This is a genomic window from Nocardioides baculatus (genome assembly GCF_016735675.1).
GTDB lineage: Bacteria > Actinomycetota > Actinomycetes > Propionibacteriales > Nocardioidaceae > Nocardioides > Nocardioides baculatus.
The window spans coordinates 614,749-640,281 of sequence record NZ_JAERSG010000003.1 but is presented as its reverse complement, the minus strand read 5'-3'; the positions used below and the strand labels follow the sequence as shown (position 1 = coordinate 640,281).

General features: G+C 71.9%; 27 protein-coding genes. 16 read left to right on the top strand and 11 right to left on the bottom strand.

The window, feature by feature from the left end; translation table 11 throughout:
• Window positions 1-10 precede the first annotated feature (10 nt).
• Window positions 11-859 carry a type I methionyl aminopeptidase gene (gene map / locus JI751_RS12760; protein WP_201936819.1) on the bottom strand — a complete coding sequence of 283 codons (849 nt, stop codon included), beginning with the start codon at window positions 857-859 and terminating at the stop codon, window positions 11-13.
• Between the two features lie 22 nt (window positions 860-881).
• Here map and JI751_RS12755 point away from each other — a divergent pair, with 22 nt between their 5' ends.
• Window positions 882-1,106, top strand: a complete 225-nt coding sequence (locus JI751_RS12755) for a hypothetical protein (protein ID WP_201936817.1) — start codon at window positions 882-884, stop codon at window positions 1,104-1,106.
• Here JI751_RS12755 and JI751_RS12750 read toward each other — a convergent pair whose 3' ends face one another.
• Window positions 1,107-1,628 carry a hypothetical protein gene (locus JI751_RS12750; RefSeq protein WP_201936816.1) on the bottom strand — a complete coding sequence of 174 codons (522 nt, stop codon included), beginning with the start codon at window positions 1,626-1,628 and terminating at the stop codon, window positions 1,107-1,109.
• 72 nt (window positions 1,629-1,700) lie between these two features.
• Here JI751_RS12750 and JI751_RS12745 point away from each other — a divergent pair, with 72 nt between their 5' ends.
• Window positions 1,701-1,994: a hypothetical protein gene (locus tag JI751_RS12745; protein ID WP_201936813.1), complete on the top strand. Its 294-nt coding sequence runs from the start codon at window positions 1,701-1,703 to the stop codon at window positions 1,992-1,994.
• 4 nt (window positions 1,995-1,998) lie between these two features.
• On the opposite strand, the gene panB is transcribed toward JI751_RS12745, so the two are convergent.
• From panB to JI751_RS12710, 7 genes are all read right to left on the bottom strand, one after another.
• Complete coding sequence (gene panB, locus JI751_RS12740) at window positions 1,999-2,856, bottom strand: 3-methyl-2-oxobutanoate hydroxymethyltransferase (protein WP_201936811.1); 858 nt, start codon at window positions 2,854-2,856, stop codon at window positions 1,999-2,001.
• 65 nt (window positions 2,857-2,921) lie between these two features.
• The gene (locus tag JI751_RS12735; protein ID WP_201936809.1) at window positions 2,922-3,431 is read right to left on the bottom strand and encodes a hypothetical protein; all 510 of its coding nucleotides are present in this window, start codon (window positions 3,429-3,431) and stop codon (window positions 2,922-2,924) included.
• 17 nt (window positions 3,432-3,448) lie between these two features.
• Entirely contained in the window at window positions 3,449-5,437 is a 1,989-nt protein-coding gene (locus JI751_RS21860; RefSeq protein ID WP_201936807.1) for an alpha/beta hydrolase, read from the bottom strand.
• Window positions 5,434-5,763 carry a hypothetical protein gene (locus JI751_RS12725; protein ID WP_201936805.1) on the bottom strand — a complete coding sequence of 110 codons (330 nt, stop codon included), beginning with the start codon at window positions 5,761-5,763 and terminating at the stop codon, window positions 5,434-5,436. Before JI751_RS12725 ends, JI751_RS21860 begins: the two co-directional genes overlap by 4 nt.
• Entirely contained in the window at window positions 5,760-6,275 is a 516-nt protein-coding gene (locus JI751_RS12720) for a hypothetical protein (protein ID WP_201936803.1), read from the bottom strand. The genes JI751_RS12725 and JI751_RS12720 overlap by 4 nt, the downstream gene beginning before the upstream one ends.
• A gap of 45 nt (window positions 6,276-6,320) precedes the next feature.
• Window positions 6,321-7,493: a PQQ-dependent sugar dehydrogenase gene (locus JI751_RS12715; protein ID WP_201936800.1), complete on the bottom strand. Its 1,173-nt coding sequence runs from the start codon at window positions 7,491-7,493 to the stop codon at window positions 6,321-6,323.
• A gap of 40 nt (window positions 7,494-7,533) precedes the next feature.
• Complete coding sequence (locus JI751_RS12710) at window positions 7,534-8,418, bottom strand: GNAT family N-acetyltransferase (protein ID WP_201936797.1); 885 nt, start codon at window positions 8,416-8,418, stop codon at window positions 7,534-7,536.
• Window positions 8,419-8,573: 155 nt separating this feature from the next.
• On the opposite strand from JI751_RS12710, the gene JI751_RS12705 reads away from it, so the two are divergent.
• From JI751_RS12705 to JI751_RS12685, 5 genes are all read left to right on the top strand, one after another.
• Window positions 8,574-9,059 (top strand): SigE family RNA polymerase sigma factor, encoded by a 486-nt coding sequence (locus tag JI751_RS12705; protein ID WP_201936794.1) that lies wholly within the window; start codon window positions 8,574-8,576, stop codon window positions 9,057-9,059.
• Entirely contained in the window at window positions 9,056-10,285 is a 1,230-nt protein-coding gene (locus JI751_RS12700; protein WP_201936791.1) for a hypothetical protein, read from the top strand. Before JI751_RS12705 ends, JI751_RS12700 begins: the two co-directional genes overlap by 4 nt.
• Window positions 10,286-10,294: 9 nt before the next feature.
• Entirely contained in the window at window positions 10,295-12,334 is a 2,040-nt protein-coding gene (locus JI751_RS12695; RefSeq protein ID WP_201936788.1) for an NAD(+) synthase, read from the top strand.
• Window positions 12,335-12,597: 263 nt separating this feature from the next.
• Window positions 12,598-12,984 carry a hypothetical protein gene (locus JI751_RS12690; protein ID WP_201936786.1) on the top strand — a complete coding sequence of 129 codons (387 nt, stop codon included), beginning with the start codon at window positions 12,598-12,600 and terminating at the stop codon, window positions 12,982-12,984.
• Window positions 12,985-13,032: 48 nt separating this feature from the next.
• Window positions 13,033-13,410, top strand: a complete 378-nt coding sequence (locus JI751_RS12685) for a hypothetical protein (protein ID WP_201936783.1) — start codon at window positions 13,033-13,035, stop codon at window positions 13,408-13,410.
• Between the two features lie 33 nt (window positions 13,411-13,443).
• On the opposite strand, the gene JI751_RS12680 is transcribed toward JI751_RS12685, so the two are convergent.
• Complete coding sequence (locus JI751_RS12680; protein WP_201936781.1) at window positions 13,444-14,739, bottom strand: sensor histidine kinase; 1,296 nt, start codon at window positions 14,737-14,739, stop codon at window positions 13,444-13,446.
• Between the two features lies 1 nt (window position 14,740).
• Window positions 14,741-15,442, bottom strand: coding sequence for a response regulator transcription factor (locus JI751_RS12675; protein ID WP_201936779.1), 702 nt, complete (start codon window positions 15,440-15,442; stop codon window positions 14,741-14,743).
• A 101-nt stretch (window positions 15,443-15,543) separates the two neighbouring features.
• Here JI751_RS12675 and JI751_RS12670 point away from each other — a divergent pair, with 101 nt between their 5' ends.
• The 9 genes from JI751_RS12670 to JI751_RS12630 all read left to right on the top strand — a co-directional run bounded on the left by JI751_RS12670 (window position 15,544) and on the right by JI751_RS12630 (window position 25,530).
• The gene (locus JI751_RS12670; protein ID WP_201936776.1) at window positions 15,544-15,972 is read left to right on the top strand and encodes a hypothetical protein; all 429 of its coding nucleotides are present in this window, start codon (window positions 15,544-15,546) and stop codon (window positions 15,970-15,972) included.
• A 74-nt stretch (window positions 15,973-16,046) separates the two neighbouring features.
• The gene (locus tag JI751_RS12665) at window positions 16,047-16,655 is read left to right on the top strand and encodes a hypothetical protein (RefSeq protein ID WP_201936774.1); all 609 of its coding nucleotides are present in this window, start codon (window positions 16,047-16,049) and stop codon (window positions 16,653-16,655) included.
• 47 nt (window positions 16,656-16,702) lie between these two features.
• Complete coding sequence (locus tag JI751_RS12660) at window positions 16,703-18,049, top strand: glutamine synthetase family protein (protein ID WP_201936772.1); 1,347 nt, start codon at window positions 16,703-16,705, stop codon at window positions 18,047-18,049.
• A gap of 8 nt (window positions 18,050-18,057) precedes the next feature.
• Window positions 18,058-18,771, top strand: a complete 714-nt coding sequence (locus JI751_RS12655; RefSeq protein WP_201936770.1) for a type 1 glutamine amidotransferase — start codon at window positions 18,058-18,060, stop codon at window positions 18,769-18,771.
• Entirely contained in the window at window positions 18,768-21,737 is a 2,970-nt protein-coding gene (locus tag JI751_RS12650) for a bifunctional [glutamine synthetase] adenylyltransferase/[glutamine synthetase]-adenylyl-L-tyrosine phosphorylase (RefSeq protein ID WP_201936768.1), read from the top strand. The genes JI751_RS12655 and JI751_RS12650 overlap by 4 nt, the downstream gene beginning before the upstream one ends.
• A gap of 43 nt (window positions 21,738-21,780) precedes the next feature.
• A complete protein-coding gene (locus JI751_RS12645; RefSeq protein WP_201936766.1) occupies window positions 21,781-22,428 on the top strand; it encodes a SatD family protein in 648 nt (215 codons plus the stop codon).
• A gap of 24 nt (window positions 22,429-22,452) precedes the next feature.
• Window positions 22,453-23,187, top strand: coding sequence for a hypothetical protein (locus JI751_RS12640; RefSeq protein WP_201936764.1), 735 nt, complete (start codon window positions 22,453-22,455; stop codon window positions 23,185-23,187).
• 86 nt (window positions 23,188-23,273) lie between these two features.
• Window positions 23,274-24,545 carry a hypothetical protein gene (locus JI751_RS12635; RefSeq protein ID WP_201936761.1) on the top strand — a complete coding sequence of 424 codons (1,272 nt, stop codon included), beginning with the start codon at window positions 23,274-23,276 and terminating at the stop codon, window positions 24,543-24,545.
• Window positions 24,546-24,963: 418 nt separating this feature from the next.
• Window positions 24,964-25,530 (top strand): TerD family protein, encoded by a 567-nt coding sequence (locus tag JI751_RS12630; RefSeq protein WP_201936759.1) that lies wholly within the window; start codon window positions 24,964-24,966, stop codon window positions 25,528-25,530.
• The last annotated feature ends 3 nt before the right edge of the window (window positions 25,531-25,533 follow it).

The following is a 25,533-nucleotide window of genomic DNA, read 5'->3' as shown; positions in this document are numbered from 1 at the left end:
AGGGAGAACTCTAGGGGTGGGTCAGGACCTCGGCGCCATCCTCGGTCACGAGGAGGGTGTGCTCGAACTGCGCGGACCGGCGCAGGTCCTTGGTCACGACCGTCCAGCCGTCGTCCCACATGTCGTAGTCGGGGGTGCCGAGGTTGAGCATCGGCTCGATGGTGAAGGTCATCCCGACGCGGATCTCGTCGTCGAAGCGCGGGTCGTCGTAGTGGGGGATGATCAGGCCGGAGTGGAACGCGGTCCCGATGCCGTGGCCGGTGAAGTCGCGGACGACGCCGTAGCCGAAGCGCTTGGCGTAGGCCTCGATCACCCGGCCGATGATGTTGACCCGGCGTCCGGGCTTCACGGCCTTGATCGCCCGGTCGAGCGACTCCTTGGTGCGCTCGACGAGCAGCCGGGTCTCCTCGTCGACGTCGCCGGCGAGGAAGGTGGCGTTGGTGTCGCCGTGCACGCCGCCGATGAAGGCGGTGATGTCGATGTTGACGATGTCGCCGTCCTCGACCACGCGCGAGTCGGGGATGCCGTGGCAGATCACCTCGTTGACGCTCGAGCACAGCGACTTCGGGAAGCCGCGGTAGCCGAGGGTCGAGGGGTAGGCGCCGTGGTCGCAGAGGAACTCGTGGCCGATCCGGTCGAGCTCGTCGGTGGTGACCCCGGGGACGACGTGCGAGCCCACGAATTCACGGGCCTGGGCGGCCAGCCGGCCGGCGACGCGCATCCGCTCGATCGTCTCGGCGTCCTTGACCTCGTCGCCGGTGAAGCGCTCCGGCGCCGGGCGGTCGACGTACTCGGGGCGGACGATGTGGGCAGGCACCGCGCGGCGCGCTGACACCTCTGCGGGGGATACGACTGGCACCACGCGAGTGTAGGTTCCGGCTATGAGCGAGAACGAATACTGGTTCTGCCTGACGCATCACACGGTCGAGGGTCGCGACGGCTGCAAGAACGCCGACCGGCTCGGTCCCTACGCCTCGGCGGAGGAGGCCTCCCGCGCCCTCGAGAAGGTGCAGGAGCGCAACGACGACTGGGACAACGACCCGAAGTGGAACGACAACGGTCCCGCCTCCGGCGACGGCCTCACCGACGGCACCCCGGACAGCTGATCACTTCTTCTTGCCCTTCTTGCCCTTCACGGGCGAGGCGGCCTGAGCGAGGTCCGCAGCCACGCGCACGCTCTTCAGGGCGCGCTTGGTGTTCTTGTCCAGCGTCCTGGTCAGCTCGGCGATCGCCGCCTCGTACTGCTGGCTGACGCGCGCGGCGGTCCCGGCCGCGACGCGCTCGGCGGTCTCCTGAGCGACCCGCTGCACCAGGGCCGCCGTGCTGGCCGCCTGCGCACCCGCGTCGAGTGCGCGTCCGGCGACCGTACGTCGTGCCGCGGGGGCCACCGGCTTGGGTGCGGGCGGGGTGGGGGTCGCGGCGCTCGAGGTCCTCTTCGCAGCTGACTTCTTGGCCGGTGCCCGCTTGGCCGGGGTCTTCTTCGCCGGTGCCTTCTTCGCTGTCGTCTTCCTGGCGGTGGACTTCTTCGCTGTCGTCTTCGCGGGCGCCTTCGTGGCGGCGGTCTTCTTCGCAGGTGCCTTCGCGGCGGCCTTCTTCGCCGTCGTCTTCTTGGCAGGGGTCTCGCTCACGGTGGCTCCTCGCGTCGTCGGATGACGATCGTCCCCTGCTGGGCCGCCGTTGTCACCGGCTAGCGTGGCGGAGTGCCGCAACCGCCCGTCCGTGAGCCCCTGTCGCCCTGGCCGTTCGCCGGGATGATCGGGATGGCGTGCGTCGCCTTCCTGATCGGCGCGACCCCGGTGGTCGTCGGCACGCCCTGGTGGGTCGTCGTCGTGCTGGGCGTCGTGTGGGTGGTGGCGTTCCTGCTCGCGATCCAGTGGTTCACGGCTCGGCCGCGCACGGTCATCGTGCTGCCCGTCGTCGTCGCCCTCGTGTGGCTGGGGACCGTGCTCGGCGGTGCCGCCTGGCTCGGGTGGGGACTGGCCTACACGGGTTAGCCGGTCAGAAGGTGTGGTCGGGGCCGGGGAAGGTCCCGCCGCGGACGTCGTCGGCGTACGCCCTGGCGGCCTCGAGCAGCACCCCGTGCACGTCGGCGTACTGCTTGACGAAGCGCGCCATCTTGCCGGTGCGCAGACCGAAGGCGTCCTGCCAGACGAGCACCTGGCCGTCGCAGCCCGCGCCGGCGCCGATGCCGATCGTCGGGATCACCAGCTCCTTGCTGATCTGCTCCGCCACGTCGCCGGGCACCATCTCCATCACGACGGCGAACGCGCCGGCCTCCTGGACGGCCCGGGCGTCGGCGATGACGCGGTCGCTGGCGTCGCCGCGGCCCTGGACGCGGTAGCCGCCGAGGGTGTGCTCGCTCTGCGGGGTGAAGCCGATGTGCGCCATCACCGGGATGCCGCCCTTCGTGCACTTCTCGATGACCGGGGCCATCTCGGCGCCGCCCTCGAGCTTGACGCAGTGCGCGCCCGCCTCCTTCATGAAGCGGACGGCGGTGAGGTAGCCCTGCTCGGGCGAGGCCTGGTAGCTGCCGAACGGCAGGTCGCCGACGACCATCGCGCGCCGCACCGAGCGCGACACGGCGCGGGTCAGGGGGAGCAGCTCATCGACGGTGACCGGCAGCGAGGTCTCGTTGCCGTAGACGTTGTTGGAGGCCGAGTCGCCGACGAGGAGCAGGTCGATGCCGGCCTCGTCGAAGGTCGCCGCGGTGTACATGTCGTACGCCGTGAGCATGGTGATCTTCTCGCCGCGCTCCTTCATCTCGCGCAGGTGGTGGGTGCGGACCCGCTTCGCGGGAGCCCCCTGCTGCGAGGCGGTGGACGGACCCGAGCCGTAGGGAGCAGTCTCTTCAGCCATGTCCCGAGGCTAGTCCCGAACCCGTCGGTAGGACCCTGTGTCGGCTGTCACACGACGCGGTCCGGTCAGGGCAGCAGGGTCCGTGCGCCCTCGAGGTTCTGGGCCTTGACGTAGTCCTCGTCGTCACCGGAGTAGCGCTTGCAGGGCCCGTTGAAGCTGACCTTCCACGTGCCCGGCGTCTTCGCGGCCAGCTGCTGCGCGATGTCGAGATCCACCTCGTCCCGCGCGACGGTGACGTGGTCCTCGACCTGGGTCTCGTCCTCGAACCCGGCGTCGACGAGCGCGGCTCGGACGGCCTCGAGCTGCGCGGCCGCGTCGCCCTCGGGTGCGGTGATGGTGCCGCCGCCGGAGAACCGGTGGCCGACCCCTCCCGGGCACGAGCCCCACGATCCGTCGACGAGCACCTTGGTGCCGCCGAGTGCGTCCTGCACGACCGGCACCGCCTCGGTGACCACGTCGACGACCTCCTGCTCCCGGTCCTGGGCCGAGACGTCGTCACCGCCCGTCGAGGACGAGCACGCCGTGGCTGCGACGAGGAGGGCGCCGAGCGAGAGGATCGTGAGTGCGGTCCGCATGCGACCCAACGTAGCCGTCACGGCCATCGCGGCGGCCAGACCGTGTCCCAGGCGTCGTCGAACGCCTCCCCGGCCCGGTCGACGGCGTCGTTGACGCCGTCCCGCACGCCTTCGTAGGTGTCGACCACACCGTCGCGGACGCCCTCGTAGGTCTCCACGACGCCGTCGCGCACGTCGTTGTAGGTGTCGACGACCGGCTGGACGACGTGGTGCTGCACCTCTCCGCCGACCCAGTCGTAGAGGTAGTCGTGTGCCTCCTGCGTGCGGCCCCCGGTGTCGACGACCGCGTCGGAGTTGCCGGACACCACGTCGGCCATGCTGGCGAGGGCGGGGTTGCCGTCGTCGAAGTAGTTGGTGTGGTTCTCCATGAAGCCGGTCGTGACGAGGCCGGTGCCGTGGAACTCCTGACCGTTGTCCACCGCGAAGACCGTCGCACCGAAGTCGTGCTGCGCGGGGTCGGCGCCGAGGCCCAGGCTGTCGTCCCACGTGCCGGGGAACAGGCCGTCCTCGCCGCCGAGCCACGACACCGGGTCGTTGTCGGCCGCACCGACGAACACCTGGCCCTCGGGCATGTTGAGGTCGGAGGCGTGGTGGACGCCCTCGCTCGCGCCGGGGCTGCCGATCAGGACCAGGCTGTCGGCCTCCATCCCGCCCGCGGCGGCGTACGACGACGTGGTCGAGCCGTAGCTGTGACCGATCACGGTCAGGTGGGGCTGGTCGCCGCCCGTGTGGGTGCTGTTGAGACCGTCGACGAACTGCGAGAGCGCGACGCCGCCGGCCTGGGCGTTGGCCTCGGTGACGGTGTGGCCGACGTCGCCGCCGGAGTCGATGAGGTCCCACGGCATCTTCGACTCGGGGTTGAAGTTGGGGGAGTCGTAGCCGATCCACGCGATCGTGGAGACCGATCCGGCGCGCGGCGGGACCTCTCCCGCCATGCTGGCGGCCGTCTCCTGGTAGAGGTTGAGCGCCTGGAGACCGTTCTCGTCGATCTGCGTGCCGTCCTGCATGATGCCGGGCACGTAGACGGCGGTGTGGTCGGCGGTGTCGGGGTCGCCGTAGGCCACCGCGGCGATGCCGTCGCCTCCGAAGGCGTGCGGCTGGTAGGCCATCACGAAGGCGTCGATGTCGAGCTCGGCGTACTCCGCGGTGCGGGCGTTGGCCACGGCCACCTCGATGGACCGGGCGTTCTCGAGCCAGCGCTGCTCCGACGCGCTGAGCTCGTCGCCGGCAGCCTGCTTGCCGAGGAGGTATTCGATGTCGCGCTGCACGGCCGAGGTGTTGGCCTCGTCGCGATCGCCGGTCGGGATGCCGTTGGTGTTGCCGACCAGGTCGGGGTCGCTGATCATCAGCGCGTTGCGCTCGGCCTGGGACAGACCGTTCCACCAGGCGTTGACGGCGTCGGTGTCGGTGCCGAGGCGGGTGAGCTGCGCCTTGAGGGCCTCGGTGTCGGTGCGGCCGCGGTCGGCCGCGGCGGAGAGGCCCTCGGCCAGCTGGTCGACGGCGCCCAGCGCCCGGACGCAGGCCTGCTCGTCGGAGTCGACGCGGTCGCGCCAGGTTTCGAGGTCGCGCTGGTAGGCCGCGAACCGGCTCCGCAGCTGCGCGGCGTCGGCCTGGAGTCCGGGCACCTGCTCCTCGGTCGCTCCCTCGATCCGGCGCAGCAGGTCCTCGCGCTCGTTGTTGAGCGTTTGGCGTCGGTGCATCAGCTCGGCGTGCTCGGCGCGACGCACGCGCATCGCGGTGAGGAACACGTCGATCGCGAGCGCACCCCGCTCGAGCGCGGCGCCCACCGCGTCGGTGTCGGTGGCGAACCGGGTGACGGCGTGGTCGGCGGCCTCGGCGGCGTCGCCGCTGAAGTCCGCGGGTGCGCCGTTGGCGCGGGCCCACTCGGCGACGTCGCTGACGGCCGTCGCCGCGGCACGTACGTCGGTGAGGACGGCGCCGGAGGCCTCGGTGACCTTCAGCTCGGGCTCGGTCGGCAGCCAGGCCGGGACGGCGATCGTGGTCACGGGCCCACCGCCTGGACGGGCAGCGTGCCGCGGTCCTCCCAGAGCAGCAGCTGCTGCGTGGCCTCGACGCTCTCGGCGTCGGTGACGAGGAAGTCGTACATCGTCTGGGCCAGCGCGTCGGCGTGGCCGGAGGCCTGGTCGCGCAGGACGAGGGTGCGCTGCTCCCACGTCGTGAGGAACGCGTCGGCGGCGCCCTGGACGGCGTCGCCGAGGAGGGCGGGGTCGGCCTGCGCGAGGTTCTTGCGGGGACCGTTGAGGCCCTCGGACTGCTCCTCCCACGCCGTCCGCGCCTTCTGCAGCGTGGCGGTCCACATCTGGATCGTCATCCCGCGACCTCCTCGGAGACACGGACCTTGGCAGTGCGGACCGTGACCACGAGCGAGGTGGGTCGCACGGTGGCGGCGGCCTCGAACCCGCCGCGGCGGCGGGCGACCAGCCGGGGGCGGTCGCCCGGGACCGGCCGGGCCTGCCAGCCGAGCCCGATCAGCGCGTTGCCGGCGCTGCGGAGGAGGGTGATGTTGTCGCCGCGGCCGAGGTCACCGACGACGGCGACGGCTTCGTACCAGGTCTGGTCCCACTCGTCGGTGTGCCACCGCCCCTCGCGGGTCGCCGTGCGGTCGCCGAGGTCGAGCCGGGCGAGCAGGTCGTCGACGAGCCGCTCCACGCCGGCGGCGAGGGCGTCGCGGTCGACGGCAGCCAGCTCGGGCGCGACCGGCGCCGGCGCGTTCTGCGGGAGGACCACGATGTCGACCTCGGGGTGCCGCTCGCGCAGGACGCGCAGCATCGGGTCGTCGAGCGTGGGATCCGGGGGACCCGGCGGAGTCGCGGGAGGCGTCATGCATCCCTTCTTCCCGCGACCCGGGGCGGCTCAAACCCGCGGGCTCTAGCGTGGGGATATCCGCAGGATCCGGTCGCCGTCGCCGTTGTCGGTGGTGACGAGCAGGTCGCCGTTGCGCGCGGACGTCACCGAGCGGAGCCGGCCGAACCGCGTGAGCGACCTCGGTCGCGTCTCCGAGACGAGCGCACCGTTGTCGTCGAATCGCAGGAAGATCATCTCGGCGTCCTTGAGCACGGCGACGGCCAGCGTCCCCTCCAGCGCGCCCCACTGGGAGCCGCGCACCCAGGCGGCGCCGGAGGTGGCGATGGTCGGGGTGCCGGACGACCAGGCCGCCTCCTGCTGGGTGCCGGGGAGCGACTGGTCGGTCATCGGCACCTCCTCGTTGTAGCCGGGGACCGGGTTCCACCCGTAGTCGCCGCCCCTCACGAGCAGGTTGACCTCGTCGTCGCGGTAGCTGCCGTGCTCCACCGACCACAGCGACCCGTCGGCGCGCTGGGCGAGTCCCTGGACGTTGCGGTGGCCGTAGGTCCACACGAAGCGCCGGGCCGTCGTGGCGTCGGCGTAGGGGTTGTCGGCCATCGGCGCGCCCGTACGCCGGTGCACGCGCAGGACCTTGCCGCCGAGCGAGTCGAGGTTGCGCGGGTTGGTGCCGACCGCCGCGTCACCGGTGCCGATCAGCAGCGCGTCGCTGTCCCGGTCGAGCAGCAACCGGCAGCCGCCGTGGCGCCCGGACGTCGAGGGGAAGCCGGAGATGACGGTCTTGCGGTTGCTGAGCGTCTTCCACCTCGAGTCGATCCGCCAGCGGGTGACCTGCACGTGGTTGCCACCCTTCGACGACCCGTGGCACGCCCACAGCGTGGGCGGTGTGGTCTCGACGGCGAGCGACAGCAGGCCGGTCTCGCCCGAGACCCAGACCTGCTTGGCGAGGTTGGCGAGGGTGCGCCGCTTCCCGTTGCGTACGACGCTGAGGCGGGCGCGGTCGCGCTCGGACACGATCAGCCGGCCACCCGCACCCTGCTGCACGTCCCACGGGTGCTGGAGCCCGCGCGCGACCGTACGGACCCGGAGCGCGGGTGCCTGCCGCTCGGCGACGGCCGGCCTCGCCTGGTCGGCCGCGGCGGCCGGACCGGCGTCGGACGGCGGCAGGGGTGCCAGCAGCGCGACGGCCAGGGCAGCGACGGACAGGGTCAGCGGGGTGGCACGGCGGGAGGAGCGCACCTCCACGACGCTAGCCGTGGCCACCGACGAAGGTAAAGAGTCAGTCCGCCAGCCGTCGCGCCAGCTGGATCCCGGTGCGGGTCGTGGCGTAGCCGAGCCGGGTGTTGAGGGCCCGCATCGCGGCGTTGCCGTCCTGGGTCCAGGTGTAGACCTCCTCGACCCCGTGGTCGGCGGCCCACGCCAGCGCCCGCATCTTGAGGTGCACCGCGAGGCCGCGGCCGCGCCAGTCGCCGCGCACGGCGGTCAGCCCGTTCTCGGCGCGGATCGGGGTGTCGGCGTCGCGATCGAGACCGGCACAGCCGACGACCTCGCCGTCGTGCAGGGCGAGGAACTGGGGGTCGGCCAGCCACGTGGTCGCCCAGCGCGACGGGTTCACGTCGAGGGGCGTGTCCACGGCGAAGCCCGCCAGTGCCTCGCGGCCGAAGCGCTCGTAGGCCGCCGCCCACAGCCCGGGTCGCTCCTGCTCGGTCACGACCTCGACGCCCTCCGGTGCGGGCGGCACCGCGATCGGACCGGTGATGCGGAAGGTCTGCTCGACCTCGCGGTTGACCTCCTCGAAGCCGAAGCGGTGCGCGAAGGCCAGGGCGCCGTCGTCGTCGGCGCCCGAGCGGAGGACGGGCGTGCCGAGCCCGACGACGTGCTGGGTGAGCCGATCCAGCAGGGCGGTCCCGACGCCCTTCCGGCGGTGCTCCGCGAGCACCCGCGGGATCACCGTCCCGCCGCCGGCCGTGTCCGACAGCGCAGCCAGCCCGTGGCCGACCACGGCACCGTCCTCGCGGGCCACGAGCAACAGCCGGTCGGGGGTGTCGCCCCGGCGCAGCTCGTCGAGCGACTGCGTCCGCTCGTAGGGGATGACCGCGATCCTGACCCGCCGCCAGTCCTCGTAGTCGGCGTCGGACTCGCAGCGGGTGATCTCGAGGGCCATGACCGCACTGTGGACGCCGGCCGCCGGGGTAGTCCACCGGCTTTTGGTCGTCGTACGGGCCCTGGGACAGCCATTTCCCGGTGGACTACTCCGGCGCGCGACTCGTCCCAACCATTTCGGGGTCCCGTGCAGTTGAGTGTGCGAGAGGGGGTCGCGTGGACGAGCAGGGATTCACCGAGTGGGCGGCGGGGCGGCAACGCCAGCTGCTGCGCTCGGCGTACCTCCTCACCGGTGACCTGCACCGCGGCGAGGACCTCGTCCAGGAGGCGCTGACCAAGGTGGCGCTGCGGTGGTCGCGGCTCGCCGACGGCAACCCGACGGCGTACGCCCTCCGGATCATCGCCCGCGACAACATCTCGTGGTGGCGGCGCCGTCGCGACGTGCCGACCGACTCCTTCCACGACGCCGGGTCGAGCGACGAGCCGGAGATCGCGCTGGTCGTACGACGCGCGCTGGCGCGCCTGACGCCCGGCCAGCGTGCCGTGGTGGTGCTGCGTCACTTCGACGACCTGACCGAGCGCGAGACCGCCGACGTGCTCGGCGTCTCGATCGGGACGGTGAAGAGCCAGAACGCCGCCGCCCTCGCGCGGCTGCGCACCGGAGCGCCCGAGCTCATCAGCCTCATCGGGAGGACACCGTGACCGACCTCCAGCACGTGCTCCGCGAGGCGACCGACCACGTCGCGTCGCCCGACCTCGCCGGCCGCGCCCTCGTCGCCGCGCACCGCACCCGCGTACGCCGTGCCTCCGCCGGTGCGCTCGCCGCCGTCGTGCTGCTCGGCGGCGGTGCGGCCTGGGCCGTGCAGGACCGGGTGCCGCACGCGGAGGTCGTGGACACGCCCGTCCCCACGCCGACAGCGACCCCGACGGTGCGCGGGACCGACGAGGCGGGAGGCACCCAGCCGGTCTGGGACCCCTTCACCGTTGTCGACGAGCCGCGCTTCGACTCCGTCCTCCGCAACGATCTCGACCCGCCTGCGAGCCCGCCGTCGGTCCTCGACCAGCCCGTCCCCGCGGCCGTGCTCGCCTGGCCGGAGGAAGGGCGCGACCTGAGGCTGCTGAGCCCGGGCGGTGAGTGGCGTGCGGTGCCCGGCACCGCGTCGGTCGCCGCCTCCACCCTGCGGCCCGTGATCTCGCCCGCCATCTCGAGCGACGGTCGTCTCGTCGCGTTCGCTGCCGAGGAGGGTCTCTGGGTCGTCGACGTGGCGACGGGTGAGCGCCGGGTGCTGGCCTGGCCCGAGGAGATCGCCGCGCCGTCGGACACGCTGCCGGCCGTCCAGTGGATGGCGGGCGACGACGCCGTGCTCGTGCACCACTGGGACACGCCCTGGATCATGGGCCTCGACGGGAGCGACGAGGACGCGTCCTACCTCGGGCGCTACACCGCGAGCGTCGCGGTCGACCCCGACGGTGCGCTCCTCCAGCGTGACTTCCGCTCCGGGAGCCTGCTCACGTGGCGCGACGGCGAGGTCGTGCACCGCACCGACGACGGCATCGCCTGGGGCGAACGGATGGTGGCCGGGCCCGGCATGGTGGCGCTGACCGGCGGCCTCGGCGGCGGCGCGTACGCCGGTCCGGTCGTCGTCGACACCGCCACCGGCGCACTGGTGGCGTACGCGCCGATCGAGGAGCCGAGCTCGGAGTACAGCGACAACGGGCACCTGACGGCGCAGGGGTTCCTCGACGAGGACACGCTCCTGCTGCTCGTCGCGCCCGTGCGGTTCGGCAAGGAGACGCGTGGCGGGGACGAGTGGCACCTGGTGGCCTGGGAGTTCCGGACCGGCGGGTTCCAGATCGTGGCGAGTGGCGACACCCGGATGCGGGACGTCGCGGTCGCGGTCGGCCTCGTCGCGACGCCCACTCCCTAGAGTGAGCACGTGGACTTCTACTCCGCCTACGCGCAGGGCTTCGCGCGCATCGCCGCGTGCACGCTGCCGGTGCACCTCGCCGATCCCGCCGCCAACGCCGCCGAGGTCATCGCCCAGGCGAGGGCCTGCCACGACGACCACGTGGCGGTCGCGGTGTTCCCCGAGCTCTGCCTGTCGGGCTACTCCGTCGACGACCTCTTCCTCCAGGACACCCTGCTCGCCGGGGTGCAGGACGCGATCGCGGAGATCGTCGCGGCGAGCGCCGACCTGATGTCGGTCCTCGTCGTGGGTGCGCCCATCGCGTGGCGCTCGCGGGTCTACAACTGCGCGGTGGTCATCCACCGCGGCGAGGTGCTCGGCGTCGCGCCCAAGGCCTACCTGCCGAACTACCGCGAGTTCTACGAGCGCCGCTGGTTCGCGCCGGGCGACGACATGGCCGGCGAGTGGATGGAGATCGGGGGCGAGACGGTGCCGTTCGGGCCCGACCTCGTCTTCACGGCGTACGACGTCCCGGGGCTGTCGATGCACGTCGAGATCTGCGAGGACATGTGGGTGCCGGTGCCGCCGAGCGCCCGCGCCGCACTGGCCGGCGCCACGGTGCTGGCCAACCTCAGCGGCTCGCCGATCACGGTCGCCCGCGCCGAGGACCGCCGGCTGCTCGTCCGCAGCGCGAGCGCGCGGTGCGCGGCGGCGTACGTCTACGCTGCGGCCGGGCAGGGTGAGTCGACGACCGACCTGAGCTGGGACGGCCAGACGATGGTCTACGAGTGCGGCGACCTGCTCGGCGAGGGCGAACGGTTCCCCGACGGCCCGCGCCGCACGGTGGTCGACGTCGACCTCGACCGGCTGCGCCAGGAGCGGTTGCGGCAGGGGAGCTTCGACGACAACCGGCGCACGCACGACACGGCCGACGAGTTCCGCGAGGTCGAGTTCGCCCTCGGCCCGCCCGAGGGCGACATCGGCCTCATGCGCAAGGTCGACCGGTTCCCGTTCGTGCCCGACGACCCGGCGCGGCTCGAGCTCGACTGCTACGAGGCCTACAACATCCAGGTCTCCGGCCTCGAGCAGCGGCTCAACGCCATCGGCACGCCCAAGGCGGTCATCGGCGTGAGTGGCGGCCTCGACTCGACGCACGCGCTGATCGTCGCGTGCAAGGCGATGGACCGGCTCGGTCGGCCGCGCAGCGACGTGCTCGCCTTCACGATGCCCGGCTTCGCGACCGGCGCCACCACCAAGTCGTACGCCACCCGGCTCTCGCAGGCACTCGGCGTCACCTTCGAGGAGCTCGACATCCGGCCGGCGGCCGAGCAGATGCTGAAGGACATGGGCCACCCCTACGCCGACGGCGAGCGCGTCTACGACGTCACCTTCGAGAACGTCCAGGCCGGGCTGCGCTACGACTACCTCTTCCGGCTGGCCAACCAGCGCGGCGGCATCGTCGTCGGCACCGGCGACCTGTCCGAGCTCGCGCTCGGCTGGTGCACCTACGGCGTCGGCGACCAGATGTCGCACTACACGGTCAACGCCGGCGTGCCGAAGACGCTCGTGCAGCACCTGATCCGCTGGGTGATCAGCCACGGTGAGTTCTCGGCCGAGGTCGGCGAGCTGCTCGGCGAGATCCTCACCCAGGAGATCACCCCCGAGCTGATCCCGACCGAGGACGGCAAGAAGCCGCAGGCCACGCAGGACACGGTCGGCCCCTACAACCTGCAGGACTTCACGCTCGCCCACGTCGTGCGCCACGGCTACCGCCCCCGCAAGATCGCCTTCCTGGCGTGGCACGCGTGGAAGGACGCCGAGGCAGGGGAGTGGCCCCCGGGCTTCCCCGACGACGCGCGGGTGTCGTACGACCTCGCTGACGTGCGGACCTGGCTCGAGGTCTTCGTGAAGCGGTTCTTCGCCAACCAGTTCAAGCGGTCCGCGCTGCCCAACGGCCCCAAGGTCAGCGCCAGCGGGACGATGAGCCCCCGCGGGGACTGGCGGATGCCGTCGGACGCTCGCGGGACTGCGTGGCTGGCCGAGATCGAGCGGGACGTACCTGCCTCCTGACGCTGCGCACGCAGCGGTGGTCCACCCACATTCCTGACGCCGAGAAGGTGGGTGGACCACCGCTCAGTCGCGCGTCGCGGTCGCCACGCCGACGGGCGGTGGCCCACCCACATGCGGGCGCCACGAAATGTGGGTGGACCACCGCTCAGGAGGGCCAGGAGGCCTTAACCCACCTTTAGCCACCGGCTGGAGCGCGGTTAGCCGCGCTCGCACGAACCTCGTCCCACGACGTCGCAACCGGCGTCGGACGACGAGGAGGAACCGTGCAGAAGAAGAAGGCAGTCATCGGTGGGGTCGCAGCAGCGGCGGTCGTGGTCGGGCTGGGCTCGTGGTGGGCGGTCGACGCTGCCGTCGAGACCCAGACCACCGAGCGCGGCACCTGCGGCGGTGCGACCTGGGAGCTGAGCGCCGAGGCCGAGGACGGCGGCACCGAGGTCGGTGCCGAGCTGCAGTCCGTCGGACCCGGCGAGCTCTGGGACGTCGAGGTCCTCCGCGACAACACCTCGCTCCTGGCCGGCGAGCGGACCACCGACGAGGACGGCGAGATCGACGTCGACGTCTTCGCCTCCGGCAACCCCGGCGACGCGACCTACGAGGTCACGTTCACCCCTGCTGACGGCGAGCCCTGCACGGGCTCGCTCGGCGGCTGACCCACCGATCCACACCCACACCCACCCGAACCACCCGAGGAGAACCCCATGAAGAAGACCATCGCCGCCACCACGCTGCTCGCCACCGCCGCTGCCGGCGCGACCGTCCTGGTCGCCACCCCCGCCCACGCCGACGTCGAGCGCCGCGGCACCTGCGCCGGCGCGACCTTCGAGCTCAACGTCGACCGCGAGCGCGGCGGCTACGACGTCGACGCCGACCTCGACGGCGCCAAGGCCTTCAGCACCTGGAAGGTCGCGATCCGCCACAACGGCAACCTCGCGGTCACCCGCACCCTCAAGGCCGACGGCGAGGGCGAGCTCGACCTCGACACCTTCCGCAGGAACACCGCCGGCAAGGACACCTTCAAGCTCACCGTGACGCCACTCGGCGGCAGCGCGTGCTCGCTGAAGGTCACCGCAGCCTGACGGAGAAGCACCCCGCTCGACCAGGAGCCCGGGTCAGGCCGTCCGCAACGTGACGGCCACCCGGGCTCCTCCCATGTCCGAGGCACCCGTGGTCACCTCACCGCCCGCGTCCTCGGCGGTGCGGGCCGCGATCGAGAGGCCGAGCCCGGTCGAGCCGGCGCCGCTGGCCCCCCGGCCGGTGACGTCGAGGCCCGCCGGCAGGCCGGGACCGGCGTCGTCGACGACGAGGTCGACGCGGTCGGCCGCGGCCGTGAGCGTGATGCGTACGCCGGCCTCGTCGGGGGTGTGCGAGAAGACGTTGTCCAGCAGCACGTCGACGAGGGCCTCGAGGTCGGCGCGGCTGGCGCGGACCAACGGCCCGGAGGTCGCCAGGTCGGTCTCCCACGAGCGGCCCTGGTCCTCGGCGAGCGGCGCCCAGTGGCGTACGCGCTCGGCGAGCACCGACACCGCGTCGGTCTGCGGGTCGAGGCCCTCGCGCTCGGAGCGCCGGGCCTCGCGCACGATCTCGTCGACCGTCGCCTGGAGTGAGTCGAGGTCGCTCCCGAGACGCTCGCGCAGGTCCGGGTCGGCCACGCCCTCGACGCGCAGCCGCAGCGCGGTGACGGGGGTGCGGAGCCGGTGGGAGAGGTCGGCGACGTTCTCGCGCTCGCGGGTGAGCAGCAGCTGGATCCGCCCGACCAGGCGGTCGACGGCACCGGCGAGCTCCTGCACCTCCGGAGGTCCGTTGACCGCAGCGAGTGGCGCGGCGGCGCCGGGGCGGCCGAGGGTCTGGGTGTGCTCGGCGAGCTGCCGGATCGGCTGCACGAACGAGCGGCCGAGCCGGTCGACGACCACCAACGAGCCCGCCAGCAGTGCGAGGGCGAGGACGACCAGGAGGCCCCAGGCGACGCCGACGACCGAGTCGAGGCCGGGCTCGTCCACGATCACCCGGATCACCGGTGTCTGCGAGGGGAGGGCGGAGTTCCCGCCGCGCGAGACCGGCACGAGGATCTGCGAGCCGTCGTCGACGTCGTCGACCCGCGCGCGCCCGGTGTTGCGGGCGTCGAGGACCCGCGCGTCCTCACCGGGGTCGGGGCCAATCGCCAGTCCGGTGGGGTAGAGCACGGTCACCTGCGAGGTGCTGTCCGCGTTGAGCCGGTCGACGTACTGCCCGACGATGCCCTCGTCCTGTCCCGACACCACGGTCTCGACAGCCTGCACCTCGAGCGCGGCGCGTGCGAGGCGGTCCTCGAGGGCATAGCTGCGCACGAGGATGGCCATCGGCACGAGCAGCGCCAGCAGCACCATCGAGATCGCCGCGGCCGCGGTGACCAGGAGGCTGCGGCGCACGTCAGGTGCCCCGGCGGGCGTCGGGCGGTGCGGTGAGGCGTACGCCGACGCCGCGCACCGTGGTCAGGTAGCGCGGCTCGGCCGCCGTCTCGCCGAGCTTGCGGCGCAGCCACGACAGGTGCACGTCGACGGTCTTGTCCGAGCCGCCCCACGGCTGGCGCCACACCTCGACGAGCAGGTCGCGCTTGGTGACCACCTCGCCCGGGCGCTCGGCCAGGTGGGCGAGCAGGTCGAACTCGCGCGGCGTCAGCTCGACCTCGGCGCCGTCGAGGTGCACCCGCCGACCGGTCAGGTCGACCGACAGCCCGCCGACGGTGAGGGTGGAGGGTCGCTCGCGCCCGGCGGCCGTACGCCGGAGCACCGCACGCACCCGGGCGTCGAGCTGGGCGCTGGTGAAGGGCTTCACGACGTAGTCGTCGGCACCGGCGTCGAGCGCGCCGACGAGCGACGGGTCGTCCGCGCGGGCGCTGGCGATGATCACCGGCACCGCGCTGACCGCGCGCAGCATCGACAGGACCTGGGTGCCGTCGACGTCGGGCAGGCCGAGGTCGAGCACGACGAGGTCGGGGGAGGAGTCGACGGCGAGCTGGAGGCCGCTCATCCCGGTCGGCGCGGAGGTGACCGTGTGGCCGCAGTCGCGCAGGCCACGCACCAGCAACGGCCGGATCCGGTCGTCGTCCTCGATGATCAGCACCTCGGCCACGCGGTGACCGTACCGCCCGCACCAGCCGCCGCTGCCCGCCTTATCCATCCCTTAACCACCTCCTGACCTCACGCTGAGCCGAGACGCGGCACGATGGTCCGGTGAGGCGTCGGATGATCTATGTGGGCCTGTGGGCCGCGACCACGGCCGTGGCCGTGCTGGTCGGCGTGCTCGCGGTGTCCACGGTCGGCGCGACGATCCGTGACCGCGGCCCGGTCGGCGCCGAGGTCATCCGCGACACCGACACGGACCGCACGTCGGTCCCGTCGCCCGACGGCCCGGCCGTCCGTGACGAGATCGCCGGCGAGTGGGGGGCCTTCGACGTGGAGTGCCGCGACACGTGGGCCTACGGCGTCGGCGTACGCCCCGACGAGGCCAACGGCTGGCGGATCGTCAGCTGGGAGAAGGGGCCCGACGACGACGTGGACGCGGTCTTCAGCGACGGCCAGAACTCGGTCGACCTCGAGGTGTTCTGCAACCGCGGTCGGCCGACGCTCGCCGAGCTCGAGCGGAACACGCTGGGCGACTAAAAGTCCGTTGCAACCTGCGTGAGGGGGATGGCGTCCTTGTCATCGACACCCACCTCACAGAGAAGCAGAGAACCATGTTGATCCGCACCACCGCCCTTGCCGCGCTCCTCGCCGGACTGCTCGTCCCGAGCGCGTCCGCCGCCGCGCCGACCTCCGCCTCGACCGAGCGCAGTGCCCAGCCGCGTACGGCCCTCACCTTCACCGTCGACGACTGCGAGGGCTGCGAGGTCCAGCTCTCGAGCGCGCTCGGCACGTACCCCCAGGCTGACGCCGGCAAGGTCGACTTCTGGAACAGCAGGGTGAAGGAGGTGGAGGGCGGCGCGGTCACCTTCCGCGTCCCGACCCGGCGCACGGCCGGCATGTCCGTCGCGATCGAGGCGCCGTGGGAGGGCCACACTGGCTACCGCACGACCCTGGCGTGGCGCTACAACGGCATGCACGTCGGCGACGAGATCACCCTCGACGAGGCGATCACCAAGACGAAGGCCTCGGCCTGCTGGGAGGGCGTGCGCAGTCGCGAGGTCACCGTGCCGATCGTCGTGGAGAAGGTCCGGGTCCGCGGTGTGAGGAAGATGGTCGACGGGAGCATCGCCTTCGTGCCCACCACGCAGAGCTGGCTCAGGCCGATGCGCGAGGTCTGGGACGGCGTCCTGGGCTCGCAGGACGTCAACATCTGCCACTGAGCGAGCGGTGTCCGGGAAGGCCTCTTGCTTGCCCCTAGGCTGGTGCCATGGGCAAGCAAGAGGACTTCGTACTCCGCGCGCTCGAGGAGCGTGACGTCCGGTTCGTCCGGCTCTGGTTCACCGACGTCCTCGGCTTCCTCAAGAGCGTGAGCGTCGCGCCGGCCGAGCTCGAGAACGCCTTCGACGAGGGCATCGGGTTCGACGGCTCGGCCATCGAGGGCTTCGCCCGGGTCTACGAGTCCGACATGCTCGCCCACCCCGACGCGTCGACGTTCCAGCTCCTGCCGTGGCGCACGGGCGACGACGGCGGCCCGGCCACGGCCCGCATGTTCTGCGACATCGTGATGCCCGACGGCAGCCCGTCCTACGCCGATCCGCGCCACGTCCTCAAGCGCACGCTGAGCGCGGCGGCCGACAAGGGCTTCACCTTCTACACCCACCCCGAGATCGAGTTCTACCTGTTCAAGGACGTGCCCGGGAAGGGCGACGAGCCGGTGCCGGTGGACCGCAGCGGGTTCTTCGACCACACCGCGCAGTCGCGCGGCGCCGACTTCCGGCGCGAGGCGATCACGATGCTCGAGGCGATGGGCATCTCGGTGGAGTTCAGCCACCACGAGGGCGGTCCGGGCCAGCAGGAGATCGACCTGCGCTACGCCGACGCGCTGACCACCGCCGACAACATCATGACCTTCCGCACGGTCATCCGTGAGGTCGCGCTCGGCCAGGGGATCTGGGCGTCCTTCATGCCCAAGCCGTTCACCACGCACCCCGGCTCGGGCATGCACACGCACGTGTCGCTCTTCGAGGGCGACCGCAACGCGTTCTTCGAGGCCGGTGCGGAGTACCAGCTGTCGAAGACCGGGCGCCAGTTCATCGCCGGCATCCTGCGCCACGCCAGCGAGATCAGCGTCGTCACCAACCAGTGGGTCAACTCCTACAAGCGGCTGCTCGGCGGCGGCGAGGCGCCCTCCTCGATCTGCTGGGGCCACAACAACCGCTCGGCCATGGTGCGCGTGCCGATGTACAAGCCCAACAAGGGTCAGTCGACCCGCATCGAGCTGCGCACGATCGACGCCGCGTGCAACCCCTACCTCGCCTTCGCCGTGACGCTCGCGGCCGGCATGAAGGGCATCGAGGAGGGCTACGAGCTGCCCCGCGAGGCCGAGGACGACGTCTGGTCGCTGACCGAGCGCGAGCGCAAGTCGCTCGGCATCTCACCGTTGCCCAAGAGCCTGCACGACGCCATCGGCGTGGCAGAGGAGTCCGAGCTGCTCGCCGAGGCCCTGGGCGAGCACGTCTTCGACTTCTTCCTGCGCAACAAGCGCTCGGAGTGGGAGGAGTACCGCACCCAGGTCTCCGCCTACGAGCGCGACCGGATGCTCCCGGTTCTCTGAGCCCACTCGTGAGCGCCCGGATCCTCGTCGTCGAGCACCAGGCGTCGTGCCCGCCGCACCTCGTCGGCCGCTGGCTGGAGGAGGCCGGCTGCACGCTGTCGGTGTGCCGGCCCTACGCCGGTGACGCGTTCCCCGCCGTGACGGCGTACGACGCCGTGCTGGTGATGGGCGGCGACATGGGGGCGTACGACGACGACCGGGCGCCGTGGCTGCCCGCGCTCAAGGCCCTGCTGCGCGACGCGGTCGCCGCCTCGGTGCCGGTGCTCGGGATCTGCCTGGGCCACCAGGTGCTGGCGGTCGCGCTCGGTGGCGAGGTCGTGAAGAACCCGCGTGGCCAGACCGTCGGGCTCCAGCCGGTGGGCTGGAGCGCGGACGCCGCCGACCTGCTCTTCGGTGCCCACGCCGGCGGCGAGGCGGCGATCCACTGGAACAACGACATCGTCGCGACGCTCCCGGACGACGGGGTGGTCCTCGCCCGGACACCCGGCGGTGAGGTGCAGGTGGCTCGCTTCGCGCGACTCGCGTGGGGCGTCCAGGCGCACCCCGAGGTCGACACCGACGTCGTCACAGGCTGGGCGGCCGAGGACCGCGACGACCTCGTCGCGCTGGGCCTCGACGAGCACGTCGTGCTCGCGGAGATCAAGGACGCCGAGCAGTCGCTCGAGTCGCACTGGCGGCCGCTGGTCCAGCGGTTCGCGGAGATCGCGAGGGACGAGCGATGACCACGACCAGCGGGGACTTCGTACGGATCGGCTTCGTCGACGGGCCGGCGGCCAAGCAGGGCATCGAGCGGCTCGGTGCCGCCGCGAAGCCGCTGACCGCCAAGCTGGCCGTCACCGCCGACCCGGACGCGGCGCTGGAGGGGCTGCTGCGGCTGGTCGACGCCCAGTCCGAGGCGGACGGCGCCACGATGCTCGCCGCGCTCGCCGACGACGAGGGCACGGCCATGCGGTTGTGCACCGTGCTCGGGGCGAGCGCCGCGCTGACCCAGCACCTCGTGCGACACCCCGGGCACTGGCGCGAGCTCACCGACCCGACGCTCGGCAGCACCCGCGCGGCGGCGTACGCCGTCCGGGAGTCGATGCTGACCGCGGTCGGCGCGGACGCGCGCGCGGACGTACCCGTCTCCGAGATGGCCGACGCCGAGGCGGTGGACGCGCTACGGGTGGAGTACCGCCGGATCCTGCTCCGCCTCGCCGCCCGCGACCTCGCCCACCACGTCGGCGTCGACGACGCCGCCGCCGAGATCTCCGACCTCGCCGCCGCCACCCTGGAGGCGGCACTGGCCATCGCGCGCGCCCGCGTGGAGTCGTACGACTCCGTCCGGCTGGCGGTGATCGCGATGGGCAAGTGCGGTGGGCACGAGCTCAACTACGTCTCCGACGTCGACGTGATCTTCGTGCACGAGGCCGTCGACGGAGCCGACGAGGGCACCGCGCTGCGCGCTGCGACCCAGCTCGCGTCACACCTGATGCGGATCTGCTCCGACCACACCCGCGAGGGCACGATCTGGCCGGTCGACGCCAACCTGCGGCCCGAGGGCAGCCAGGGACCGCTGACCCGGACCCTCGGCAGCCATCAGGGCTACTACGAGAAGTGGGCCAAGACCTGGGAGTTCCAGGCGCTGCTCAAGGCACGCCCGGTGGCCGGCGACCTCGCGCTCGGTCGCGCGTACGTCGAGATGGTCGAGCCGCTGGTGTGGAGCGCCGCCGAGCGCGACGGCTTCGTCGGCGACGTGCAGGCGATGCGGCGCCGCGTCGTCGACAACATCCCGGCCGCGGAGGCCGACCGCCAGATCAAGCTCGGCTCGGGTGGCCTGCGCGACGTCGAGTTCGCGGTCCAGCTGCTCCAGCTCGTGCACGGTCGCGCCGACCGGACGCTCCGCGCTGGGGCCACGCTCAGCGCGCTGGCCGAGCTGATCGACGGCGGTTACGTCGGCCGTGAGGACGGCGAGAAGCTGCACGAGGCCTACTCCTTCCTCCGCACCCTCGAGCACCGGATCCAGCTGCACCAGCTGCGGCGTACGCACGTGCTGCCCGCCGACGACGCGTCGCTGCGCCGGCTCGGACGGTCGCTCGGGCTCTTCTCCGAGCCGGCCGTCCAGCTCGACAAGCAGTGGAAGTACCACCGCCGCGAGGTCCGTCGGCTCCACGAGAAGCTCTTCTACCGGCCGCTGCTCGGCGCCGTGGCCAAGCTCCCCGGTGCCGAGGCGCGGCTGTCGCTCGAGGCGGCCGAGGCCCGCCTGGCCGCGCTGGGCTACCTCGACCCGAAGGCCGCGCTGCGGCACCTCGAGGTCCTGACGAGCGGGGTGTCGCGCACCTCCGACATCCAGCGGACGCTGCTGCCGGTGCTCCTCGAGTGGTTCGCCGACTCGCCCGACCCCGACGCGGGCCTCTTCGGCTTCCGCCGGATCAGCGAGAGCCTCGGCCGGACACCGTGGTACCTCACGATGCTGCGCGACGAGGGGGAGGTCGCCCAGCGGCTGGCCCACGTCCTTGGCACCTCGCGCTATGCCACCGACCTGCTCGAGCGCGAGCCGCAGGGCGTGAAGATGCTGGGGGAGTCGCTCGTCCCGCTGAGCGCCGAGGCCGCGCTGGCGGAGATGCAGGCGCTGACCGTGCGGGCCGAGACGGCGGAGGCCGCGGTCGTGGCGGTGCGGGGCGTACGCCGTCGCGAGCTGCTGCGGATCGCGTGCGGCGAGCTGGTGGCCGGGACCGACGTGGCGCTGGTCGGGCAGGGGCTGAGCCGGCTGACCGATGCGACGCTGCAGGCGACGCTCGACATCGCGTGCTACGCCGTCCGGACGCAGCGCGGGCTGGAGTCGGACCCCGCACGCCTCGCCGTGATCGCGATGGGTCGCTACGGCGGCTTCGAGCTGTCCTACGGCTCCGACGCCGACGTGATGTTCGTGCACGAGCCGGTCGAGGGCGTGGAGCCGCAGGTCGCCTCGTCCTTCGCCACGGCGGTCGTGGCGGAGGTCCGGCGGCTGCTGTCGCTGCCGGCGAGCGACCCGCCGCTGGAGGTCGACCCCGACCTGCGCCCGGAGGGCAAGAACGGCCCGATGGTGCGCACGGTCGAGTCCTACGCGGCGTACTACGAGAAGTGGTCGCACGTGTGGGAGTTCCAGGCACTCCTGCGTGCCGATCCCATCGCCGGCGACGCGGACCTGCGGGCGCGGTTCACCTCGCTCATCGATCCTCTCCGTTTTCCGGTCGAGGGGATCTCGCAGGACGACGTGATCGAGGTACGCCGGATCAAGGCGCGCGTCGACAACGAGCGGCTGCCGCGTGGGGCCGACCGGCAGACGCACCTCAAGCTCGGTCGCGGGGGACTGGCCGACGTCGAGTGGACCGTCCAGCTGCTCCAGATGCGGCACGCCGGCCGGGTCGAGGAGCTGCGGACCCCGCAGACGCTGCCCGCCCTGGAGGCCGCGGCCGAGGCGTCGTTGATCTCGTCGGACGATGCGGCCACGCTCGCCGAGGCGTGGCGGCTGGTGTCGCGGGTGCGCAACGCCGTGACGCTGGTCCGGGGCAAGCCGGCCGACCAGCTGCCGCGCGACGCGCAGGAGCGGGCGGCCGTGGCGCGGGTGCTCGGCTACCCGCAGGGCTCGTCGGACCAGATGGTCAACGACTACCTCCGCACCACGCGGCGGGCCCATGCGGTGGTCGAGCGGGTGTTCTGGGAATGAATCTCATCGCTTCATCTGATCTGAAATAAGTTATGCTCTTCATATGGATGAAGTGAAGACCGATGCTTCAGTCACCGTGATCGGTGACCTGGTCGGTTCGCGCCGCAGCGTCGACCGGCCGGCCATCCACGCGCGCTTCGAGCAGGCGGTGGCGTCCGTCAACGAGGCGTACGCCCCGCCGGTGCCGCTGCGGATCGGCACGGGCGACGAGTTCCAGGGCATCTTCGCGACGCTCGGCGACGCGATCGCGGCAACCCTGCGGATCCGGCTGGCGCTGCTGCCGCACGTCGACGTGCGCCAGGGCATCGGCTGGGGTCGGGTGCTCGTGCTGGCCGAGGAGCCACGCGTGGAGGACGGTCCTGGCTGGTGGGCCGCCCGGGCGGCGGTGGAGGTCCTCGAGGGCTACGAACGCAAGGCGCCGCTGCGCGCCGTGCGGACGGCGTACGTCGCCGCGGACGGGGAGCCGGGGCCGTCACCCGAGCTGGTGAACGCTGCGCTGATGGCGAGGGACCAGATCGTCTCCGGCCTGTCGGAGCGGTCGATGTCGGTACTGGATGGTCTGCTGAGGGGGCGGATGCAGCAGGTGATCGCCGACGACCTGGGCATCAGCCCGTCAGCGGTCTCCCAGCGGATCCGGGCGGACGGGATCGGTGTGGTGCTGGCGGTCGACGAAATGGTGCAAGGACTGTGAGAGGACTGTGACGAGGGTGATGCGATGAGCTGGCTCGGGATCCTGCTGATCGGCTTCGCGGTCACCGACCTGGTGCACTCCGCGCGCAAGGTCAAGCTGCTGCCGCAGATGATCGGTGCGCTCAGCGTGCTCGTGCTCGGCATGCTCGCGGACATGACCTCCGGGCGCGACGTGGTCGCGCTCCTGGTGATCGCGGTCGTCGTGCTGGCGTGGGGCTTCGCGGTGACGTGGGGATTCGGTCATCCCGCGCAGACCGCGGCGTGGGTGCCGCTGGCCCTCTTCGGCGTCGCGCTCACGGCGGGCGTCGCCTGCTCCGGCCTCGCACCCGCGGCCGACGGTCCGCTGGACAGGTGGCTCGGCTCGATGTCGTTGCCGGCCGTCGACGGACTCAGCGCCGACAGGTTCCTCCTGCTGCTCGGCGCCTTCGGTCTCCAGCTCTCCACCGGCAACGTGCTCGTCCGGCTGGTGCTGAAGTCGACGGGCACGATCAACCCCGGCAAGGACGGCGCGATGCCGGAGACCAAGCTCAAGGGCGGCCGCCTCCTCGGCCCGCTCGAGCGCGTCTTCATCCTCGCCCTCGCCATGGGCGGGCAGGTGACGGCGGCCTCGATCGTCGTCGCGGCCAAGGGGTTGCTCCGCTTCCCCGAGCTCTCCTCCCGCCAGGAGCAGGCGACCGTCCACGAGATGACGGAGTACTTCCTGCTCGGGTCCTTCATGTCCTGGCTGGTGGCGCTGGGCTCCTACGTCCTGCTGGTGTAGCACGGACCCCGCTCCCGTCAGCAGGTCGTCACAACCTTCTGGGTCGACGCCTCGTCATACTGGTTCGTCCACGATCAAGGGGAACCATGAGGACCATCAGTCTGCCCGCCGTCGCGCTCCTGGGTGCGGCGCTGCTCGCGCCAATGGGCACGGCCACCGCTGCGGGCGAGACATGTGAGGGGCAGGCGGCGACCATCGTCGGGACGCCCGGGGGCCAGGTCACCGGAACGGAGGGCGCGGACGTCATCGTCACGAACGACGCGACGCGAGTCGACGCGCTCGGCGGCGACGACCTCGTGTGCGCGACCGGCGAACGCAGCAGCTACGACTCCGCCACGGGCACCTCCACTTTCGTCCCCGCCGTCCTCGGCGCGGGGGCCGACACGTTCATCCCCTCCGAGCGCGTCGGATACACGGTCTACGCGGGCACCGTCGATGGCACCGACACCGAGGCCGACGTCATCCGCCTCAGCTGGACCGGTGGCCTCGTCATCTCCGGCATGCCAGGCCAACCGAACGCCGACGTCATCGACCTCGGCGTCTTCGGCGACGTCAGGTGGAGCGGTATCCACACCGCCCCGGCCGCGGTGTCCGCGGCCAGCAACGGCATCGGCAGCCTGAGTGTTCGATCCGCCAACGGCGACGTCACCATGGACGCCAGCGGCACGGTGACGGGGGTCGACACCGCGCTCACCTGGACGGGCCGGTTCGCCCGGCTCGGGTTCACCACGTCGGCCAAGCACGGACGGTTCACGTTCCGCGGAACCGACCGCATTGAGCACATCAAGGTCGACGCGCCGAGGACGTATGACCGCGACATCACGCTCGGCAGCGGCAACGACCTCTACGAGTCGAACAGCCTGGGCGGAAAGGCGACGCGGATCAAGGGCGACATCGGGCGCAACACACTGCTCCTCGACCTCAAGAGCCACGACCGGGTGCGCGCCGACCTGAGCCGTTCTCGGGTGACGGCCACCAAGGGGGGCGTCGAGGACTCGATCCGCGTCAGCGACTTCAGTGGCCTCGCCGTGACCGCCAAGCGCGCCGTCGTCATCGGCACCGGCCGCACGGACTACATCAGGGTCGCCGCGTGCCGGACGGCTATCAAGGGAAAGAAGGGCGGGGACCTGCTCTACGTCGACTACCAGCGCAAGAGCTATGGCGCAGACTCCTTGACCCCGCCTCGGTGCTCCGACCACGAGGCCACGATCGACGGCGGCCCTGGCAACGACTTCATCACCGGGAACTACGGCGATGACCGCCTCGTCGGCGGCCCGGGCAGGGACAACGTGAACGGTAAGAAGGGGCGCGACGTGTGCCAGGGCGAGACGATCCGGCGATGCGAGAAGCGCATCTGACCGCACGGAGCATGCTGCGACGCGACGGCGTATACCTGTTTGCGCTGCCTGGGGTGGGGCTGACGAACGAGCCGCGCCGGGTACGCGGTCACCCAGGTCAACAGTTCCCGGGCGAGGCCGTGGTGCGGAAGGCCACTTACCCGCTGCCTCCAACGTCCGGATCTGCCGCAATCAGTGCGGTAGCTGTGGTGCGGCTGGTGAACCGAGGCAACCGCACAGCGCCACCGAGCTGACGTCCGGATCTGCCGCGATGAGGGCGTTCATGCGCGCGCCTACCTGAACAGCGTGTTGATCTCAGGCGGGATAGAGGTCGACTCACATTGGTGCGTTCGCCGACGCTCCTCGCACCTCGACCACTGAGGACTGCGGGGGCGGGGATGTACCTTCGACACCGACCAGTCCAGCGAGGGGAGCGACCGTGATCGAGCTGACCGAGGGCCAGGAGCTGACCCTCGCCGCCGACGCCGACAAGCCGCTGGGCATGGTGCGGATGGGTGTCGGGTGGGACCACGCGCCCACGGCGGGTTTCATCGGGAGCGGGGCGGCGCCGATCGACCTCGACGCCTCGGCCGTGCAGTTCGCGGGCGGCCAGCTCTTCGACCTCGCCTTCTTCAACAACCTCGCCACCCGCGACGGCTCGGTGGTCCACCTGGGTGACAACACCACCGGCAAGGGCGACGGCGATGACGAGGTGATCACGGTCGACCTGACCAAGGTCTACGCCAGGGTCGACTCGATCCTGTTCCTGATCAGCAGCTACCAGGGGCACTCGCTCGAGTACATCCGCAACGCCTACTGCCGGCTCGTCGACGACGCCGACACCGAGCTGGCCCGCTTCACCATCACCCTCGGGGTCCAGAACACCGGGCTCGTCATGGCCAAGCTGTTCCGCGACGGGACCGACTGGAAGCTCGCCGCCATCGGCACCGGCGTCGCGTTGCGGACGCCGACGGACTCGATCGACGCGCTGCTGCCGTTCGTCTGAGAC

What these genes read in the sequence shown, in the direction of transcription:
- JI751_RS12650 (WP_201936768.1), top strand. Translation starts at nt 18,768, where the DNA reads ATGACCACGACCAGCGGGGACTTCGTACGGATCGGCTTCGTCGACGGG.
- JI751_RS12685 (WP_201936783.1), top strand. Translation starts at nt 13,033, where the DNA reads ATGAAGAAGACCATCGCCGCCACCACGCTGCTCGCCACCGCCGCTGCC.
- JI751_RS12710 (WP_201936797.1), bottom strand. Translation starts at nt 8,418, where the DNA reads ATGGCCCTCGAGATCACCCGCTGCGAGTCCGACGCCGACTACGAGGAC.
- JI751_RS12640 (WP_201936764.1), top strand. Translation starts at nt 22,453, where the DNA reads ATGAGCTGGCTCGGGATCCTGCTGATCGGCTTCGCGGTCACCGACCTG.
- JI751_RS12725 (WP_201936805.1), bottom strand. Translation starts at nt 5,763, where the DNA reads ATGACGATCCAGATGTGGACCGCCACGCTGCAGAAGGCGCGGACGGCG.
- JI751_RS12720 (WP_201936803.1), bottom strand. Translation starts at nt 6,275, where the DNA reads ATGACGCCTCCCGCGACTCCGCCGGGTCCCCCGGATCCCACGCTCGAC.
- JI751_RS12660 (WP_201936772.1), top strand. Translation starts at nt 16,703, where the DNA reads ATGGGCAAGCAAGAGGACTTCGTACTCCGCGCGCTCGAGGAGCGTGAC.
- JI751_RS12735 (WP_201936809.1), bottom strand. Translation starts at nt 3,431, where the DNA reads ATGCGGACCGCACTCACGATCCTCTCGCTCGGCGCCCTCCTCGTCGCA.
- JI751_RS12665 (WP_201936774.1), top strand. Translation starts at nt 16,047, where the DNA reads ATGTTGATCCGCACCACCGCCCTTGCCGCGCTCCTCGCCGGACTGCTC.
- JI751_RS12645 (WP_201936766.1), top strand. Translation starts at nt 21,781, where the DNA reads ATGGATGAAGTGAAGACCGATGCTTCAGTCACCGTGATCGGTGACCTG.
- JI751_RS12755 (WP_201936817.1), top strand. Translation starts at nt 882, where the DNA reads ATGAGCGAGAACGAATACTGGTTCTGCCTGACGCATCACACGGTCGAG.
- JI751_RS12635 (WP_201936761.1), top strand. Translation starts at nt 23,274, where the DNA reads ATGAGGACCATCAGTCTGCCCGCCGTCGCGCTCCTGGGTGCGGCGCTG.
- panB (WP_201936811.1), bottom strand. Translation starts at nt 2,856, where the DNA reads ATGGCTGAAGAGACTGCTCCCTACGGCTCGGGTCCGTCCACCGCCTCG.